The organism is Cupriavidus sp. CuC1 (assembly GCF_044627735.1).
Classification (GTDB): Bacteria; Pseudomonadota; Gammaproteobacteria; order Burkholderiales; family Burkholderiaceae; genus Cupriavidus; species Cupriavidus ulmosensis.
Genome location: NZ_JBIUHC010000006.1, coordinates 115208 through 130528, shown reverse-complemented (window position 1 = coordinate 130528; position 15321 = coordinate 115208). Strand labels below are relative to the sequence as shown.

General features: G+C 66.3%; 15 protein-coding genes. 9 read left to right on the top strand and 6 right to left on the bottom strand.

What is annotated here, in order from left to right:
• Nucleotides 1–14: 14 nt before the first annotated feature.
• Complete coding sequence (locus ACGLHR_RS04395) at nucleotides 15–245, bottom strand: HPr family phosphocarrier protein (RefSeq protein ID WP_174425902.1); 231 nt, start codon at nucleotides 243–245, stop codon at nucleotides 15–17.
• 261 nt (nucleotides 246–506) lie between these two features.
• On the opposite strand from ACGLHR_RS04395, the gene ACGLHR_RS04390 reads away from it, so the two are divergent.
• Nucleotides 507–1874 carry a M20/M25/M40 family metallo-hydrolase gene (locus ACGLHR_RS04390; protein WP_400092175.1) on the top strand — a complete coding sequence of 456 codons (1368 nt, stop codon included), beginning with the start codon at nucleotides 507–509 and terminating at the stop codon, nucleotides 1872–1874.
• Between the two features lie 36 nt (nucleotides 1875–1910).
• On the opposite strand, the gene ACGLHR_RS04385 is transcribed toward ACGLHR_RS04390, so the two are convergent.
• Nucleotides 1911–4478 (bottom strand): EAL domain-containing protein, encoded by a 2568-nt coding sequence (locus ACGLHR_RS04385; RefSeq protein ID WP_400092174.1) that lies wholly within the window; start codon nucleotides 4476–4478, stop codon nucleotides 1911–1913.
• Between the two features lie 238 nt (nucleotides 4479–4716).
• On the opposite strand from ACGLHR_RS04385, the gene ACGLHR_RS04380 reads away from it, so the two are divergent.
• From ACGLHR_RS04380 to ACGLHR_RS04350, 7 genes are all read left to right on the top strand, one after another.
• Nucleotides 4717–5406: a cobalt-precorrin-7 (C(5))-methyltransferase gene (locus tag ACGLHR_RS04380; protein ID WP_400092173.1), complete on the top strand. Its 690-nt coding sequence runs from the start codon at nucleotides 4717–4719 to the stop codon at nucleotides 5404–5406.
• Between the two features lie 148 nt (nucleotides 5407–5554).
• Entirely contained in the window at nucleotides 5555–6406 is an 852-nt protein-coding gene (locus ACGLHR_RS04375; protein WP_318237630.1) for a universal stress protein, read from the top strand.
• A 97-nt stretch (nucleotides 6407–6503) separates the two neighbouring features.
• Nucleotides 6504–6848, top strand: a complete 345-nt coding sequence (locus ACGLHR_RS04370; protein ID WP_400092171.1) for a metalloregulator ArsR/SmtB family transcription factor — start codon at nucleotides 6504–6506, stop codon at nucleotides 6846–6848.
• Nucleotides 6838–7272, top strand: coding sequence for a YeeE/YedE family protein (locus ACGLHR_RS04365; protein WP_400092170.1), 435 nt, complete (start codon nucleotides 6838–6840; stop codon nucleotides 7270–7272). The genes ACGLHR_RS04370 and ACGLHR_RS04365 overlap by 11 nt, the downstream gene beginning before the upstream one ends.
• Before the next feature lie 8 nt (nucleotides 7273–7280).
• Nucleotides 7281–7769, top strand: coding sequence for a DUF6691 family protein (locus ACGLHR_RS04360; protein WP_400092168.1), 489 nt, complete (start codon nucleotides 7281–7283; stop codon nucleotides 7767–7769).
• On the top strand, nucleotides 7759–8709 hold the full coding sequence (locus tag ACGLHR_RS04355; RefSeq protein WP_400092167.1) for a cation diffusion facilitator family transporter: 951 nt from the start codon (nucleotides 7759–7761) through the stop codon (nucleotides 8707–8709). The genes ACGLHR_RS04360 and ACGLHR_RS04355 overlap by 11 nt, the downstream gene beginning before the upstream one ends.
• 203 nt (nucleotides 8710–8912) lie before the next feature.
• Nucleotides 8913–10307 carry a DHA2 family efflux MFS transporter permease subunit gene (locus ACGLHR_RS04350; protein ID WP_400092201.1) on the top strand — a complete coding sequence of 465 codons (1395 nt, stop codon included), beginning with the start codon at nucleotides 8913–8915 and terminating at the stop codon, nucleotides 10305–10307.
• A 31-nt stretch (nucleotides 10308–10338) separates the two neighbouring features.
• Here the strand turns inward: ACGLHR_RS04350 and ACGLHR_RS04345 are convergent, their stop codons facing one another.
• The 3 genes from ACGLHR_RS04345 to ACGLHR_RS04335 all read right to left on the bottom strand — a co-directional run bounded on the left by ACGLHR_RS04345 (nucleotide 10339) and on the right by ACGLHR_RS04335 (nucleotide 12410).
• Entirely contained in the window at nucleotides 10339–11652 is a 1314-nt protein-coding gene (locus tag ACGLHR_RS04345) for a HipA domain-containing protein (RefSeq protein WP_400092166.1), read from the bottom strand.
• Entirely contained in the window at nucleotides 11652–11945 is a 294-nt protein-coding gene (locus tag ACGLHR_RS04340) for a helix-turn-helix domain-containing protein (protein WP_400092165.1), read from the bottom strand. The genes ACGLHR_RS04345 and ACGLHR_RS04340 overlap by 1 nt, the downstream gene beginning before the upstream one ends.
• A gap of 249 nt (nucleotides 11946–12194) precedes the next feature.
• Nucleotides 12195–12410, bottom strand: a complete 216-nt coding sequence (locus tag ACGLHR_RS04335) for a hypothetical protein (protein ID WP_400092164.1) — start codon at nucleotides 12408–12410, stop codon at nucleotides 12195–12197.
• 115 nt (nucleotides 12411–12525) lie between these two features.
• On the opposite strand from ACGLHR_RS04335, the gene ACGLHR_RS04330 reads away from it, so the two are divergent.
• Nucleotides 12526–14238, top strand: coding sequence for an ABC-F family ATP-binding cassette domain-containing protein (locus ACGLHR_RS04330; protein WP_400092163.1), 1713 nt, complete (start codon nucleotides 12526–12528; stop codon nucleotides 14236–14238).
• 16 nt (nucleotides 14239–14254) lie between these two features.
• Here ACGLHR_RS04330 and ACGLHR_RS04325 read toward each other — a convergent pair whose 3' ends face one another.
• The gene (locus ACGLHR_RS04325; protein WP_400092161.1) at nucleotides 14255–15199 is read right to left on the bottom strand and encodes a LysR substrate-binding domain-containing protein; all 945 of its coding nucleotides are present in this window, start codon (nucleotides 15197–15199) and stop codon (nucleotides 14255–14257) included.
• Nucleotides 15200–15321: the final 122 nt, after the last annotated feature.

Sequence of the window (15321 nt, the reverse complement as noted above, 5' to 3'; positions counted from 1 at the left end):
GGCGGGCGGGCCGCTTAGTCGGTCAGCAAGGCGCAGATCACGCGCAGCGCCACCGACTCGTCCGCGCCGCTGGCCTGGATGCGCAAGCGCAGCCCGGCGCGCGCCGACAAGCGCATGACCTCGGACACATTCTTGGCGTCCGCGGTGCAGTCATTGCTGCTCAGTTGGATATTGCACTCGAACTGGCTTGCCGTGGTGGTCAGCCGTGTGGCCCTGCGGCCCTGCAGGCCGTGAGGACTGGACATCTCAATCGTTGCGTCTACCACATCACCCTCGGTAAAACCTCGATAAAGCGTGGACGCCGGGCAAGCCGGAAAGGGGGCCACTGCCACGGGTTTGCTTGCCAATGTATCGAATGGTAATCCAATTACCGCGCCCGGCACATGGATGCCTCTTGCAGCCCAATATTGCCCGCCTCGCTGGCAGAATATGGCTTCGCCCGGCCATGCCCGATGCATGTGCCGTTCGTCATGCCGCCATGTCCTTCCCGGAGTCATCGTCCCACCATGCAAGCACGTCCCCAATCCGTTGCCATCCCGGTCCGTCCGCTTTCCCTCATGCTCGCGGTGCTCGCCCTGACAGGTAGCCACGCCGTAGCGCAGACCATCCCCGTGCCGACGGTATCGCCCGCGGTGGACCGCGCCTACGCCACGCTCGAAGCCGCCCCGCTGGTCAAGAAGGTGCTGGCCGACGTGAAGGCGGATGACGCGCGTTCGCTGGGCGATCTCAAGGCCCTGACCGAGATCCCCGCGCCGCCGTTCAAGGAGAAGGCCCGGGCCGAGTATTTCCTCTCCCGGCTCAAGGCGCTTGGCCTTGCCGATGCGCATATCGATGCCGAGGGCAATGCCATCGGCATCCGCAAGGGAAGCGGGAACGGGCCCAAGCTGCTGATCTCGGCGCACCTGGACACGGTCTTTCCGGAAGGCACCGATGTCACGGTCAAGCCGCGCGACGGCCGGCTCTATGCACCGGGCATCTCGGATGACACGCGCGGGCTGACGGTCCTGTTGTCATGGCTCAAGGTGCTCAACGACAACCAGGTGCGCACCGTGGGCGACCTGGTGTTCGTTGGCAATGTGGGCGAGGAAGAGCTGGGCAACCTGCGCGGCATGAAGGCCGTGTTCCGCGACCACCCGGATATCGACGGCATGGTCGGGCTGGAGCCGGGCGTGGGTGACCGGGTGCTGTCGCTCGGCACCGGCAGCCATCGTTACGAGGTGACGTTCCGCGGCCTGGGCGGCCATAGCTTCGGTGCTTTCGGCCTGCCCAGCGCCATCCACGCGATGGGACGGGCCATTGCCAAGGTGAGCGACGTGCGCCCGCCCGAAGATCCCAAGACCACGTTCACGGTGGGCACGGTGGGCGGCGGCACGTCAGTCAACGCGATTGCGGGCGATGCACGCATGGCGGTGGATATCCGCTCCAACGCCACGCCATCGCTGCTGGAAACCGAAAAGCAGATCATGGCGGCCATCGAGGCCGGGGTTGCCGAGGAAAACCGCCGCTGGCATCCGGCCGACGCCGCCAGCCAGATCACCTACCAGGTCAAGCAGATCGGCGACCGTCCGGCGGGCCATACGCCGCCGGACGCCATCATCGTGCAGGCGGCGGTGCGCGCCATCAAGGGCTATGGCAAGGGCACGCCCAGCCTGCGCGGCGGCAGCACCGACGCCAACGTGCCGATGGCGCTCGGCATTCCCGCCATCATCATCGGCAGCGGCGGCAAGACCGGAGGCTTCCATGCCCGCGATGAGTGGTACGACCCGACCAACGCCTGGCAAGGCGCCCAAGTCGGGTTGACCACGGTGCTCGGGCTGGTGGGCGTGCAGGGCGTCGCCCAGCCGCTGCTGGAAAAGCGCGCCGCCGCCAGGTAGGCGACGCGAGAGCGGGGCGCTGCCCCGCTTTTCCCTTCAACGCCGGGAATGCCGCTCTCCATGCTCCGCCGGCTCCCGCTCACCCCCCCGCGGCGCGGCGATCCATTTCGCCACCGCCACGGCATCCAGCGGGCGCGAGAACAGATAGCCTTGCCCCATATGGCATCCCTGCGACAGCAGGAAGCGCCGCTGGGCTTCGTTTTCCACGCCTTCGGCGATCACGGCGAGCTTCAAGCTGTCGCCGATGCGGATGACGGCGCTGGCCAGTTCGCGGGCGGCGGCATCGCTTTCCAGGTCGATCACAAAGCTCTTGTCCAGCTTGAGCTGGTGCACGGGCAACTGCCTGAGATAGCCCAGGCTGGAATATCCCGTGCCGAAGTCGTCCATGGACAAGCGCACGCCCTGCGCGTGGATGGCAGCGACAGTGGCTGCCAGCCCGGCGTCGTCCTCCATCAGCAGCCCTTCGGTCATTTCCAGAACCAGCGCTTGCGCGGGCAGCCCATGGCGGGACAGGGTCTCGGCCACTTGCGCCGGCAGGCCCGGGTCGCGGAAGCTGGCGGGCGAGATATTGACGGAGATCGTGGGTACGGACAGGCCTTCCCGGCGCCAGGCAGCTAGCTGCGCGCACGATTGCTCCAGCACCCAGCGATCCAGCGTGCCGATCAGGCCGCTGTCTTCGGCCAGCGGCACGAAGCGGTCGGGCGGCACCGTCCCAAAGTGCGGGTGGTGCCAGCGGACCAGCACTTCCAGGCCGTAGAGGCGCCCGTCGCGCAGGAACACCTGGGGCTGGAAGTTGAGATGAAGCTCCTCGGCGAGCAGGGCGTCGCGCAGTGCGGACTCCAGCGCAAGGCGTTCCTGCGCGGCCCAGTTCATCTCGATGCTGAAGAAGCGGAACAGGTTGCGCCCCGCAGCCTTGGCGTCGTACATGGCCATCTCGGCGCAGTGCAGCAGGTAGTCAAGCGCATCGCCGTCGGCCGGGAACATGCTGATGCCGATGCTGGCCGAGGGTGCAATGCTGGCGTGGTCGATGCGCAGCGGCTGGCGCAGCGCGGCCAGAATGCGCTTGCCCGCCGCAATGGTCTGGGCGCGGTCGCTGTCAGGCAGCACCAGCGCGAATTCGTCGCCCGACAGCCGCGCCACCAGCGCGGTGTCCCCGGCGTGCGCGCTAAGGCGTTGCGCAACCTCGCGCAGCAGCTTGTCGCCGCCGACGTGGCCGAGCGAGTCGTTGATATGCTTGAAGCGGTCCAGGTCGACGAACAGCACGCTGAGCGTGGTGCCCGCCGAGCGCGCCGCGAGCAACAGGGTGCCGGCCTGCATCTGCAACAGGCTGCGGTTGGGCAGGCCGGTCAGTGAGTCGTAGTGGTCGAGTTGCAGGATCCGCTCCGCCGCTTCCTCGCGCTCGAACGCGAGCTTGCATAGCGAGGCGCATACCTCGGCCAGTTGCTGGTGGAAGGCATCGGGCTGGCGGACGGTGCGGCAGTAGAAGGCCAGCGTGGCAAGCACGCGGCCATCGCTCGCCTTGATCGGATAGGACCAGCATGCTGCGAGGCCAAGGGGCAGGGCGAGATCGCGAAAATCCGCCCATAGCGGATCGTTGGCGATATCGCTGACAATCACCGGCTCGCCCAGCCAGGCCGCCGTGCCGCAGGAACCCACGGATGGTCCCATGATCACGCCGTCCAGCGCCGCCGAATATTCCGGCGGCAAGTCGGGCGCGGCGAGCGGATGCATGCGGCCATCGGCGTCCACGCGCAGCACGGACGCGATCACGGACGGTGCAACGCGTTGCACTTCCAGGCAGATCAGCTCCATCACGGCGGGCAGCGGCTGCTCCATCACCATGGCTTGCAGCACCTTTCGCTGCAGCATCTCGTAGGTCCGCTGCTGGGTGATGTCGGTGAGGATGACGATGCCGTGGTGCCGGTCGCCGGTAGCGCTGACCAGGTGGCGTACGGTGGCGCAGACCCAGAGAGGGCTACCGTTGCGCGCATACACCAGCGCCTCGTGGCGCTCGCCGCCCGGGGATGAGCGCTGGGCATGCAGGCGTTGCATCACGCCGGGATCGGTGAACTCGCCGGCCAATATCTCGCGCGGCGTCTTCCCCTTTAGCTCGCAGGGCTTGTAGCCCAGCATGCGCGTGAGCCCGGCGTTGGCGTACACGATGTGCCAGTCGGCATCGACCACCAGCACAGCGCTGTCGATCTCGTCGGCAATGACGGAGAGCAGCGGGTGATCGTCGCGGCTGGCATCGTGGTGGCTGGGCACCTTCACCAGCAGCGTGCGCAGCGTGACGTCGCCCAGGCGGGTGCTGGATTCCGCGACATGGCCAAAGCGAAGCTCGCCATCCGGCCTCAGGATCTGGACGGCGGGCAGGGGCTGGGCACGCTCGGCGTCGGTATCCGGCAGCATTTGCACGAGCGCCTCCATGTTCATGCCGAAGACTTGCGTTCGGGATGCGCCATAGAGGGCCTCCGCAGCAGCGTTCAGGAAGATCACCTTGTTGTCCGCGTTCAGGACGAAGACGGCGTCGGTGGCTTGCTCGAGCGAGTTGCGGAACAACTGATGAGGGTCGGCTATGCTGAGCGCTTTGTCTCTGTCTGGCATGAGTGAGGTAAACGTCGCTAACGACCGAGAATGCCTGCCTTGCCCGGAAGGGCTCGCGGGACATTGACTCGGCTCTGATGCAGCTATCGGCATTCAGGACCGGATCCTGAAGTCTTTTTTTGCGCGAGGCGTCCCCCGGCGCAGGCTTCGTGGTCCGACCGCTTGGCATAATTGCGCCCTGTCTTGACGGGGCGATGCACGCGCCGTCCCCATCGCACCGCTCGAACCGGGACTCTTCATGATCATCTGCGCCGGCGTTGGCCCCGGGCACCTCGACTTCCTGACCCTCGGCGTGGCGGAGCTGATCCGTGGCGCCGACATCGTGGCCGGCTTCGACGCGGTCATCGACGTCATCCGCCCGCTGGTGCCGCCGGCTACCCAGGTCGTCACCATGGGATACCAGGACCAGGTGGAGCGGCTTGGCTGGGTTGCCGCCGAGCACCATGGCGGCCGGCGCTGCGTGGTGCTGTTCATGGGCGACATGCATTTCAGTGGCTTCCAGTACCTGGAGCGGGTCGAGCGGGCATGCGTCCATCCGGTGGATACCGTGCCCGGCATCTCTTCCGCCCAGGTGCTGGCCGCGCGCGGCAAGGTTTGCTTTGACGAGACCACCTTCCTGACCTTTCACCGGCGCGGCGACCTCGAACCGTTCAAGCGCCATCTGGTGCATGTGCTGGCGGACCAGCGCAATGCCATCGTGATTCCGCGCCCGTGGGATTTCATGCCCGGCGATATCGCCGCCTGGCTGGTGGCGCAGGGCGTGCCGCCCGAGCATCCGGTCGAGGTGTGGGAGAACCTGACGCTGGCCGATGCGCACTGGCGGGGCACGCTGGCCAGCTGCACGCTGGCGTTCACCGATATGAGCATCATGCTGATCCGTGCGCTGGCGCCCATGCCCAGCCAGATCGAGCCGCCGCCGCTTGCTTAGCCCTGCGCGGCGGCCGCGCAGGGCACGGTCGACATTGATCTGCCGCAATATGCCCGCATTGCCCGCTTGCGCTGCCCCGCGCACGGAGTAGAGTCCAAAAAACGGCTGCAACCGTGCGCTGGGGTCTCCTGATCGGAGGGAAAACATCATGGATTTCAAGACCGTGCTGGTCGAACTCGGTGCCGACCCCAGCTGTGCGGATCGCGTCAACCTTGCTGCGGAACTGGCGCAACGCTCGGCCGGCCATGTGATCGGTGTGACGGCCACCGGCATGCGGCTGGAGCCGTTCCGGGGCGCGGGCGACGAGGCGGGATACTACGCGGAGCTGGCCCGGCGCCAGTTGCTGGCGCAGGGCGCCGAAGCCAGTGCCGCATTCCATCGGGCCATGTGCGAAGCGGCGCCCGGCGTGGGCTTCACCCACCGGGTCATCGAGGACGACGTGGGCTGGGCGCTGGTCCAGCAAGGGCGCGTGGCGGACCTGGTTGTCCTGGCCCGCTTGCCCGGGCCGGAATCCATCCCCGTGCTGGTGGCACAGACCCCGGAATATGTGTTGCTCAACACCGGCCGGCCGGTGCTGCTGGTACCACCGGGCGTACGGCATCTGCCCTGCGAGCATGTCGCCATCGCATGGGACGGTGGGCGGGAAGCCGCCCGGGCCGTGGCGGATGCGATGCCCCTGCTGCGCCTGGCCAAGCGTGTCACCGTGGTGTCGGCGTCAAGCACGCATGACCACTCAGCTACCCACGGCATGCCGGATGTGCCAGGCGCGCACGCCGGCCTGCGCGATCACCTGGCGCGCCAGGGCGTCACCAGCGTCATGCACGCCGTGCAAGGCAGCCACCAGGTGGGCCAGCTGCTGCTGGAGGCGGTGCGGCACTTGCAAGCCGATCTGCTGGTGGCGGGTGGCTATGGGCACGCCCGGCTGCTTGAGCTGGTCACCGGCGGCACCACCCGCACCCTGATGCGCCACGCCGACATTCCGGTGTTGATGTCGCATTGAAGGGCTGCCTCGGCTGGCATCAATATACTTTTTAATATAATATTTGCCAGTATATTGATTAGCAGGCCGGGCTTCCGTCCCTGCCTTCGGTGAACCCATGCAAGCGGCTTCTCCTTCCCTGAGCCTGGACACGATGCGCGCCGCCGCTGGCGACGCCACCGCCATGTTGCGCGCTCTCGCCAATGAAGACCGGCTGCTGCTGCTTTGCCAGCTCAGCCAGGGCGAGTTGTCGGTGGGCGAGCTCGAAGCGCTGCTCGGCATCCACCAACCCACCTTGTCGCAACAACTCGGCGTGCTGCGTGCGCAAGGGCTGGTCGACACCCGGCGCGACGGCAAGCGGATCTTTTATGCGGTTGCCGATGCACGGGTGCTGGCCGTGCTCAAAACACTCTACGCCTTGTATTGCCCCATGGATGAAGGAGCCACTGGCAATGACCATTGACTGGACCCATTTCACGCCCTGGTCCGCGCTGGGCGGTGGCCTGCTGATTGGCCTGGCCGCCGCCGCGCTCGTGCTGTTCAACGGGCGCATCGCGGGCATCAGCGGCATCGTCGGAGGCTTGCTGCAGCCCAGGCGCGCAGAAACTGGCTGGCGTATTGCCTTTGTGCTTGGCCTGCTGGCGGCGCCGCTGCTGTGGCGCCTGTTCGGCACGCTGCCGGAGAGCCGGGTCGATGCCGGCGCCGGCCTGCTGGTCGTGGCCGGCCTGCTGGTGGGGCTGGGTACCCGCTACGGCGCCGGCTGCACCAGCGGGCACGGCGTCTGCGGGCTGTCGCGGCTGTCGCCGCGCTCGCTGGCGGCCACCGCGGCCTTCATGGCGGCCGGTTTTGCGACGGTCTTCGTCGCACGGCACCTGCTGGGCGCATAAGGAGCGACATGAACCGGCTTTCTTCCTTGTTGATCTCGCTGGCCTGTGGCCTCGTGTTCGGCCTCGGGCTGATCCTGGCCGGCATGGCCAATCCGGGCAAGGTGCTTGGATTCCTTGACCTTGCGGGGCGCTGGGATCCCTCGCTGGCGCTGGTGATGGGCGGCGCGATCGCGGTGGGCGTGGTGGCGTTCGCCTTCGCCCGGCGGCGTGCCGTCTCGCTGCTGGGCGTGCCCATGCTGCTGCCGGCATCGCGCCGGATTGACCGGCGCCTGCTCGGTGGTAGCCTGTTGTTCGGCGTGGGCTGGGGACTGGCGGGGATCTGCCCGGGGCCCGCGCTGGTGCTGCTGGGCGCGGGCGCATGGCAAGGCGCGGTCTTTGTGCTGGCCATGCTGGCCGGGATGGCGCTGTTCGAGTGGCTAGAATGGCTGGGACGCGGCCGCGCTTTGCGCGGCAACGCGGTAACCGGACAACGGGAGTCATCAATCGATGCAAGCTGATGAGGTCGTTGACGAGGCCGAGGTAGAAACGCCTGCCAGGGCCCAGGCAGCGTGGCGCAGCACCTGGGTGAGCGTGGCCGTGAATATCCTGCTGACCTGCATGCAGATGCTGGCGGGCGTGGTGGCTGGCTCGCAGGCGTTGATCGCGGATGCGATTCATTCGCTCTCCGATCTGGTCTCGGACTTTGTGGTGCTGTTTGCCAGCCACCATAGCCGCAAGGGCGCGGACGCCGACCACCAATACGGCCACCAGCGCTTCGAGACCGCCGCCTCGCTGGCGATCGGCCTGCTGCTGCTCGCGGTCGGCGTCGGCATGTTGTGGTCGGCCGTGCAAAAGCTGGAGCATCCCGAGCTGATCCAGCCGGTCAAGGGTGTCGCGCTCTGGGTGGCCTTGGGCGCGCTGGTGGCAAAGGAATCGTTGTTCCGCTACATGCTCGCCGTGGCCGAGCGGGTGCGCTCCAGCATGCTGGTTGCCAACGCATGGCACGCGCGCTCGGATGCGGCATCATCGCTGGTGGTCGCCGTGGGCATCGGCGGCAACCTGCTTGGCTACCACATGCTCGACCCGGTGGCCGCGCTGGTGGTCGGCCTGATGGTGACCAGGATGGGCTGGAAGTTTTCCTGGGATGCCCTGCATGACCTGATGGACCGCGCCGTGGACGCGCAGAGCATCGAGGCGATCCGGCAGGCCATGCTGGCCACGCCCGGCGTGCGGGGCCTGCATGACCTGAAGACCCGCAAGATGGGCGACGCGATCCTGGTCGATGTGCATCTGGAGATCGATGGGGCGATGACGGTGGAAGCGGGGCACCGTATTGCCGTGGAGGCGCGCCTGAGCGCCATGCAGATTCAGGACGTGCTCAATGTGATGACCCATGTCGACCCGGTGCGCGTGCCGCAGCGCCAGGCTGAGGACCCGGCGCGCGCAGGCGCGGCATGACGGCTGCCGCGATTTCGTAGTGCTCCTGCATTGATCCGACACCGCGATCGGCGCAAACGTGTATTGCCGATGCCCGGTATGATTGCCATCCCGGCTTGAAATGGCTTTCCGGCGGCGAAAAGCGGTCCACCCGCTTCGCCGCGCAGACACGCATCCCCCGCACCTGCCGCTCCATGGACCACACGCAAACCCAGTCATCGTCGATGAGATTCCTGCCCTATCTCGTCGCAGCCACCTTCTTCATGGAGTACCTCGATACCACCGTGCTCGCCACTGCGTTGCCGCAGATGGCGCGGTCGTTCGGGGTCGGGCCGAATGACCTGAGCCTGGGCATGACGGCCTACATGCTGGCGCTGGCGGTGTTTATCCCGATCAGCGGCTGGATCGCCGATCGCTTCGGATCGAAGACGGTGTTCGGCGGCGCGATCGTTGTCTTCACGGTGGCTTCGGTGCTGTGCGGCGCATCGAACGGATTGTTCGAGTTCACCGCGGCGCGCGTGTTGCAGGGCATTGGCGGCGCGATGATGGTGCCGGTCGGCCGGCTGATCGTCGTGCGCAACACCGACAAGCGCCAACTGATCAAGGCCATTTCCACCATCACCTGGCCCGCCATCGTGGCGCCCGTGGTCGGGCCGCCGATCGGCGGGTTCATCACCACCTACGCCTCCTGGCGCTGGATCTTCCTGCTCAACGTGCCATTCGGCATTGCCGCGCTGATCGCCACCTTCATGATGATCCGCAATGAGCGCGCGAGCGAGCCCAGGCCGCTCGATATCGTTGGCTTCCTGCTCAGCGGCGCCACGCTCACCTTCGTGCTGTACGGCACGGAATTGGCAAGCCAGCAAGGCTCCAGCCTGGCGACGGCGGGCGCCTTTGTGGCCGCCGGCCTCGCCCTGGGCGTGCTCGCCGTGCGCCACGCCGCGGGGCGCGAGCATCCGCTGCTCGATTTCACGACGCTGCGGGTGCCGACGTTCTCGGTCACGGTGATCACCGGATCCGTCACCCGCATCGGCATCGGCGCGGTGCCGTACCTGATGCCGTTGCTGTTCCAGGTCGGCTTCGGGCTGTCCGCGTTCCGCTCCGGGCTGTTGCTGCTCGCCAGCGCGCTCGGCAACCTCGGCATGAAGGCGCTGACCACGCGCGTGCTGCAGCACTACGGCTTTCGCGCTACCGCGATCGTCGATGTGGCCTTCGCCAGCGTGTTCATCGTCGCGTGCGGGTTCCTCACGCCCGAGACGCCGCTCGCCATCGTGCTGTTCGTGGTGTTTATCTACGGCGTGACGCGCTCGATGCAGTTCTCCACGCTTGCCACGCTGGCCTACGCCGATATCCCGCAAAAGCAGATGAGCAGCGCCAATACGCTATGGAATGCTGCCCAGCAGATGTCGATCGGCCTTGGCATTGCGTTTGGCTCGCTGTCGCTGAGGATTGCCGCATCGCTGCGCGGCGAGGCCAGTGACGCGCCGCACTTTACGCTCGGCGATTTTCGCTGGGCGTTTCTCTTCGCGGGCGTGCTGACGCTGGTGTCGTTGATCGGCTATGTCCGGCTCACGCCGGATGCGGGACGGCATTTGTCGAGCCGGCGGGCGGCTGGGTGATGGGGAGGGCCGTGCAGGGTGTTGGTCGAGGTTAAAGCAGGGCGGCGTCAACCGCCAGGATCTGCGCAGCCATGCCGACGAGAATGCCCGCCTGGCGCTGGACCAGCGCAGCGATCGCGCGCACTATCTCACGTTCTTCCCCGACATAGACGGCATCCTCGGCCTGTCTGGCGGCATGGGTGGCAGCGGCTCGCGCCAGGCTTGTCATGATCCGGACCGCCGTGGGCCGGCGGATGCCGATGCGAGACATGAAATCCGCTAGTGCAAACGGCGTTAGCTTCGCCATGTCGAACTCATCGCCGACGGCCATCGCTAGATCGTGCACGAACTGGTCGTACTGGACCACCGAGACCAGGTCGTAGAACGGCGTTGGGCGCAGGCCGGCTTGCGTGCAAAAGAATGAGAAGTTCTTGCCGTGCGCATCGCTGTTGCCGATCAGGAGCTGGAAAATCGCCCATTGCAGCATCGTGCGCTGGGCGATCGCCTGGTCGACCGTCTTGTCCCGCAATGAAAACAAGCGCTCAAAGCTGACGCCGTCGCGAATTGTGGCAACGTCCTTGGTGGCGCCGAAATTCCGCTCGTATTTGTAGCTCACGGGGAGATCCAGCGCCTGGCACGCATCGACAATATGCAAGCGCCTGACAGCACCATTTTCCTTCACGCGGTCGAAGCGCGTGACCAGCAAGATCGGGCTAGGGATACGGCGCATTGACACAGGCGCAACGGGCAAGCCGAGGTGGGCTGCCAGTGTCATGCAGAAGTGCTCATTCGCCACCATGCACATAGTGGCAGCTTGCGCGGGCTCAGGCTTGACGATGTGCGTCGACGCGACACCGGCTCCGTCAGCCAGGAATAGCCGCTCCCCATCCATGAACACGGCCAGCTTGTCCTGGTAGCCAGCAATGGACAAGCGAACCCGCCCGTCCCAGACAGAAAAAGGAACCTGTTCCCGATCGCGGATGCGCAAGTTCAGCTCATCGGTGGATATCTCGCGTAGCCGAGGCACTTCCACCGGCGGTGGGGCATCGGCACGAAAGCTCAGCGCCCCCGTGGTTTCTCCCCCAAGCTGTCGAATCAGGCCGTAGACGTTGTTCTTTGAGACTTGCCCATAGGCCGAAGCGATGTCCAGCGCCCGCCCTTCGGGAAGGAGGTTCTCGATAAAGCGCCTGATGCTGGCGGAATTCGCTGGCGTATCGAACGGGATGGCCGGCGACAGGGCGTAGCGATGCGGGGCGGACCGCCAGGCTTCGTCGTACGCAAACGAGAAACTGTCGGCGAGAGGGTCGTAGTGGACCGTCCCCACCAACTCGTCCCCATCGAAGACAGAGAGCGGATGGGTGGTCATCAGGCACTCTCGGGGGGAGCGTCGGGAAGCGCGATCTCCGCGACGGCCGCCTTGGGCCACAGGATCATGCTCAATCCCAGCCCAGCAAGGACAAGCAGAAGCTTGTCGGTCTGGACGGGGCGGCCATTCTCCAGCCGCGACAACAGATTCGCCGATACACCACAAAAACTCGCCGCATCGTCGATGCGAAGCTGTTGCTTGAGACGACGGTTGCGCACGAGGGCGCCGAGTTCGTCAAGGGAGGCGATCCGCGGCTGAACGAACGGAAGCGAAGCTTGCAACTGGCGGGACATACGCTTTGGCTCTCCTTCGGTACGTGAAATATTGTTTCCATATATGGAAACAAGTATCCGGCAAGGGAGAATTTGGTTTGTTGTTTCCGTATGTGGAAACTTTAAGGGTGGCACTCCCTGAAGTCAATATAGTTTCTCTTTATGGAAATAATCGAAAATGACGATCACAAAACTACATAGTTTCCATGTACGGAAATTTAGTGATGCGTTGTCTATGAAGTAGAGACCGCCCATGACCCATCCGCAACGTCAATGCAGATCGTGCCCGTCCCAGGCCTGGAACCGCAGCGCCAAGAGCGGAATGGCGGACATCGTGCCGAGCCAGTCGGCCGGGTTGGCCCCGGCGCGGATGCCGTACGCAAGCACCGTGGCCCTGCAAAAAGTGCTGTTAACGTAGTGGGATTTACCGCCGTCGGAGCAGGCTCGCCGCACCGAACGGAACTCGGCCGGGGCCTGACCGGTCACATCACCCGTATCTACCGAGTCAACGCAAAATGATCCTGTAAGCCCACTTCAATACTGTTCGCGTCTGTCGAGCCCTCGGGTTCCAGGCGCGCTACCTGTCTTGTCTGGAGCTTGCATGGCTGACTTCACATCGATTCCGTTCGCGGTTTTCTCCGCGCCGCCGTCCGGCGGCATTTCTGGTGCCACCCCCTTGGATTCCCACTCAGGTTCGCAGCCGGCGTTCTGGCTATCCCTGCGCCACGTTACCGTGGCGCTGCCCGATGGGCGGGTGCTGCTGGACGACCTGAGCGACACCTTCCAGCCCGAGCGCATCGGCCTGGTTGGCCGCAACGGCACCGGCAAGAGCGTGCTGGCAAAGCTGCTGGCAGGACTGGTCAAGCCGGATACCGGGCGCATTGTCAGGAATGCCACCGTGGCCTATGTGCCGCAAGACGCAAGGCCGGCGCCAGGCGCGACGCTGGCGGATGTGGCGGGGCTGACGCCGGCCTTCAATGCGATCGCCCGGGTGGAGCGAGGCGAGGCGCAGGGCGCGGACTTCGACCTGCTGGAAGGGCGGTGGGACCTGCGCGACCAGCTGCGGCAAGCTTGCGAGGCGGCCGGCCTGGGCCACCTGGCGCCGGAGCGGCTCGCCAGCAGCCTCAGCGGCGGCGAGCTCACGCGCGTGGCGCTGGTGGGGGCCTTTCTTTCCGGGGCCGATGCACTGGTACTCGATGAGCCCAGCAATCACCTTGACCTCGTCGCCCGGCAATGGCTGCGCGCTCAGTTGCGGCAATGGCGCGGCGGCCTGGTGGTGGTCAGCCACGACCGCGAGTTGCTGGAGGAAATGGATCACATCGTCGCGCTGACGCCGGATGGCCTGCGCCACTACGGCGGCAACTACACGCTGTACGCGGCGCAGCGGGACGCCGAGGCCGCAGCCGCGCAAGCCGCGCTGGATCACGCGCGGACCAGCCGCAGCTCGGCCTTGCGCGACTTGCGGCGCCAGCACGATGCCCATCAGCGCCGTGCCGCGCGCAATGACCGCGCGGGCAAGACGGCCAACCTGCCCGGCATCTACCTCAGCCGGCTCAAGGATGGCGCGCAGGCTTTTTCCGGGCGCGAGCAGCGGCGCCAGCAGGAAGCCCGCGCAACGCTGGACGACGCTGTACGGCAAGCCGCGCAGCGCATCGAGCCTGGCCCGCCGGTGGCGCTGATGCTGCCGGCAGCGGTAGTCGCCGCGGGCAAGCGCGTGGTGCACGTGGAAGACGCGATCCCGCCGTTTCCGGCGGGCGCAAAGCCGCTCAAGCTGACGCTGTCGGGGCCGGTGCGGGTTGCCGTGACCGGGCCGAATGGCTGCGGCAAAACGACGTTGCTCAAGCTGCTGGCCGGCATCGAGTACCCGGTTTCCGGGACTTGCGCGGCGGGCGTCCCCAGTGCCTGGCTCGACCAGCAGGCGGCATCGCTATTGCCGCCGGACGTGTCCGTACTGGAGCGGCTGCGCGAGTTGGACAGCCCCTTGCAGGAGGGCGTGCTGCGCAGCCATCTGTCGTTGCTCGGCCTTGGCGCGGAGCTGGTGCGACAGCCTTCCGGCGTACTGAGCGGGGGAGAGCGCCTGAAGGCGGCCCTTGCCTGCGCCTTGTGGGCCGCGCAGCCTGCCCAGATGCTCTTGCTCGATGAGCCCACCAATCACCTCGACCTCGATTCGGTGCGCGCGCTGGAGCAGGCCTTGAGCGCCTATCCTGGCGCGATCCTGGTGGCGTCGCACGACCGGCGCTTCCTCGACGCGCTGGGCCTGACCCACTTGGTGGCGTGGCAAGGCGGAGACTGGCAACTGGAGGCTTGCAGGTAAGGCACGCGGGCTGGCGTCATCCGTCCGTGTCGCCGGGGATTTCATCGACCGAGCGCACCGCCGCGCGCCGCAGGGCATCCAGCGCGGCGCTGACCGCGATACGGCCAAAGCCGTCGTCGCGCCAGTACATGGATACCGAGCCAAAGCCCGCCAGCCGCAGCGGCAGGATGCGCAGGGCGCCAAGATGCTCCAGGCGCCGCGCGGTCCGGTGCGAGGCCACGCCGATCATATTGCTGTGGTTGAGCAAGGTCAGGTTGAGGATGACCGAGTTCGACTCCACGCAATCGGCCGGCATGCTCTCGCCTGCCGCGTTCAGCGCCGACTCCAGCGTATTGCGGATGGGCGTGCCGCGCGGCCAGACGATCCACCGGTATGCCTGCAGGTCGCTCCAGCCCGGCCCGGCCAGCTCAAAGAGCGGATGCCGCGGGCGCGTGACGAAGTGGATCGGCTCCATGTAGAGCGCCTCGGCCCGCATCTGCCCGTCCTGCAGTTCCGGGGCGGAGCGGCCCACCACGATGTCGACCTCGCCCCGGGCCAGTTGCGCCATCAGCAGGTTCATCGTGCTTTCCACCAGCCGGACATGGGCTTTCGGCAGGCGCTGCAGCAGCGAGGTGACGGCGAGCGGCACGGTATCGGCGGCCGACGCGCCGGAGGTGCCGATCACCACCAGCCCGCTGCCGCCTTCGCGCATGGCCTGCATGTCGTCGCGGGCGGTGTCCAGGTGCGCCTCGATGCGCCTGGCGTGGGCAATCATCGATTCGCCATAGGGCGTTGGCCGCAGGCCGCGCGCGTGGCGCTCGAACAGCGGCAGCCCGATGTCGTCTTCGAGTTCCTTGAGCCACTTCGACAAGGCGGGCTGCGTGGTGCTGAGCGCCGTGGCCGTCTGGCTCATGTTTCCGGTCTGCGCCAGGCTAAGCAGCATCTGCAAGTTGCGCAGCCGGAGCCGCTGGGTCCAATCCATCAGGGTATTCCCTTTGAGCTATATCCATATCTATATGGATAAGAGGAATTCATCATTTTACAAGGTATATCTCCGGGCGTATAAATCTTCCATCGCACCTCGCAGCCCACAGCGGCTGCTCA

Bases quoted from the DNA above. Each gene is read 5' to 3' on its own strand.
- ACGLHR_RS04375 (WP_318237630.1), top strand. From the start codon at position 5,555: ATGGATTTCAAGACCGTGCTGGTCGAACTCGGTGCCGACCCCAGCTGT.
- ACGLHR_RS04365 (WP_400092170.1), top strand. From the start codon at position 6,838: ATGACCATTGACTGGACCCATTTCACGCCCTGGTCCGCGCTGGGCGGT.
- ACGLHR_RS04380 (WP_400092173.1), top strand. From the start codon at position 4,717: ATGATCATCTGCGCCGGCGTTGGCCCCGGGCACCTCGACTTCCTGACC.
- ACGLHR_RS04340 (WP_400092165.1), bottom strand. From the start codon at position 11,945: ATGTCCCGCCAGTTGCAAGCTTCGCTTCCGTTCGTTCAGCCGCGGATC.
- ACGLHR_RS04330 (WP_400092163.1), top strand. From the start codon at position 12,526: ATGGCTGACTTCACATCGATTCCGTTCGCGGTTTTCTCCGCGCCGCCG.
- ACGLHR_RS04385 (WP_400092174.1), bottom strand. From the start codon at position 4,478: ATGCCAGACAGAGACAAAGCGCTCAGCATAGCCGACCCTCATCAGTTG.
- ACGLHR_RS04325 (WP_400092161.1), bottom strand. From the start codon at position 15,199: ATGGATTGGACCCAGCGGCTCCGGCTGCGCAACTTGCAGATGCTGCTT.
- ACGLHR_RS04395 (WP_174425902.1), bottom strand. From the start codon at position 245: ATGTCCAGTCCTCACGGCCTGCAGGGCCGCAGGGCCACACGGCTGACC.
- ACGLHR_RS04370 (WP_400092171.1), top strand. From the start codon at position 6,504: ATGCAAGCGGCTTCTCCTTCCCTGAGCCTGGACACGATGCGCGCCGCC.
- ACGLHR_RS04355 (WP_400092167.1), top strand. From the start codon at position 7,759: ATGCAAGCTGATGAGGTCGTTGACGAGGCCGAGGTAGAAACGCCTGCC.
- ACGLHR_RS04390 (WP_400092175.1), top strand. From the start codon at position 507: ATGCAAGCACGTCCCCAATCCGTTGCCATCCCGGTCCGTCCGCTTTCC.
- ACGLHR_RS04350 (WP_400092201.1), top strand. From the start codon at position 8,913: ATGAGATTCCTGCCCTATCTCGTCGCAGCCACCTTCTTCATGGAGTAC.
- ACGLHR_RS04360 (WP_400092168.1), top strand. From the start codon at position 7,281: ATGAACCGGCTTTCTTCCTTGTTGATCTCGCTGGCCTGTGGCCTCGTG.
- ACGLHR_RS04345 (WP_400092166.1), bottom strand. From the start codon at position 11,652: ATGACCACCCATCCGCTCTCTGTCTTCGATGGGGACGAGTTGGTGGGG.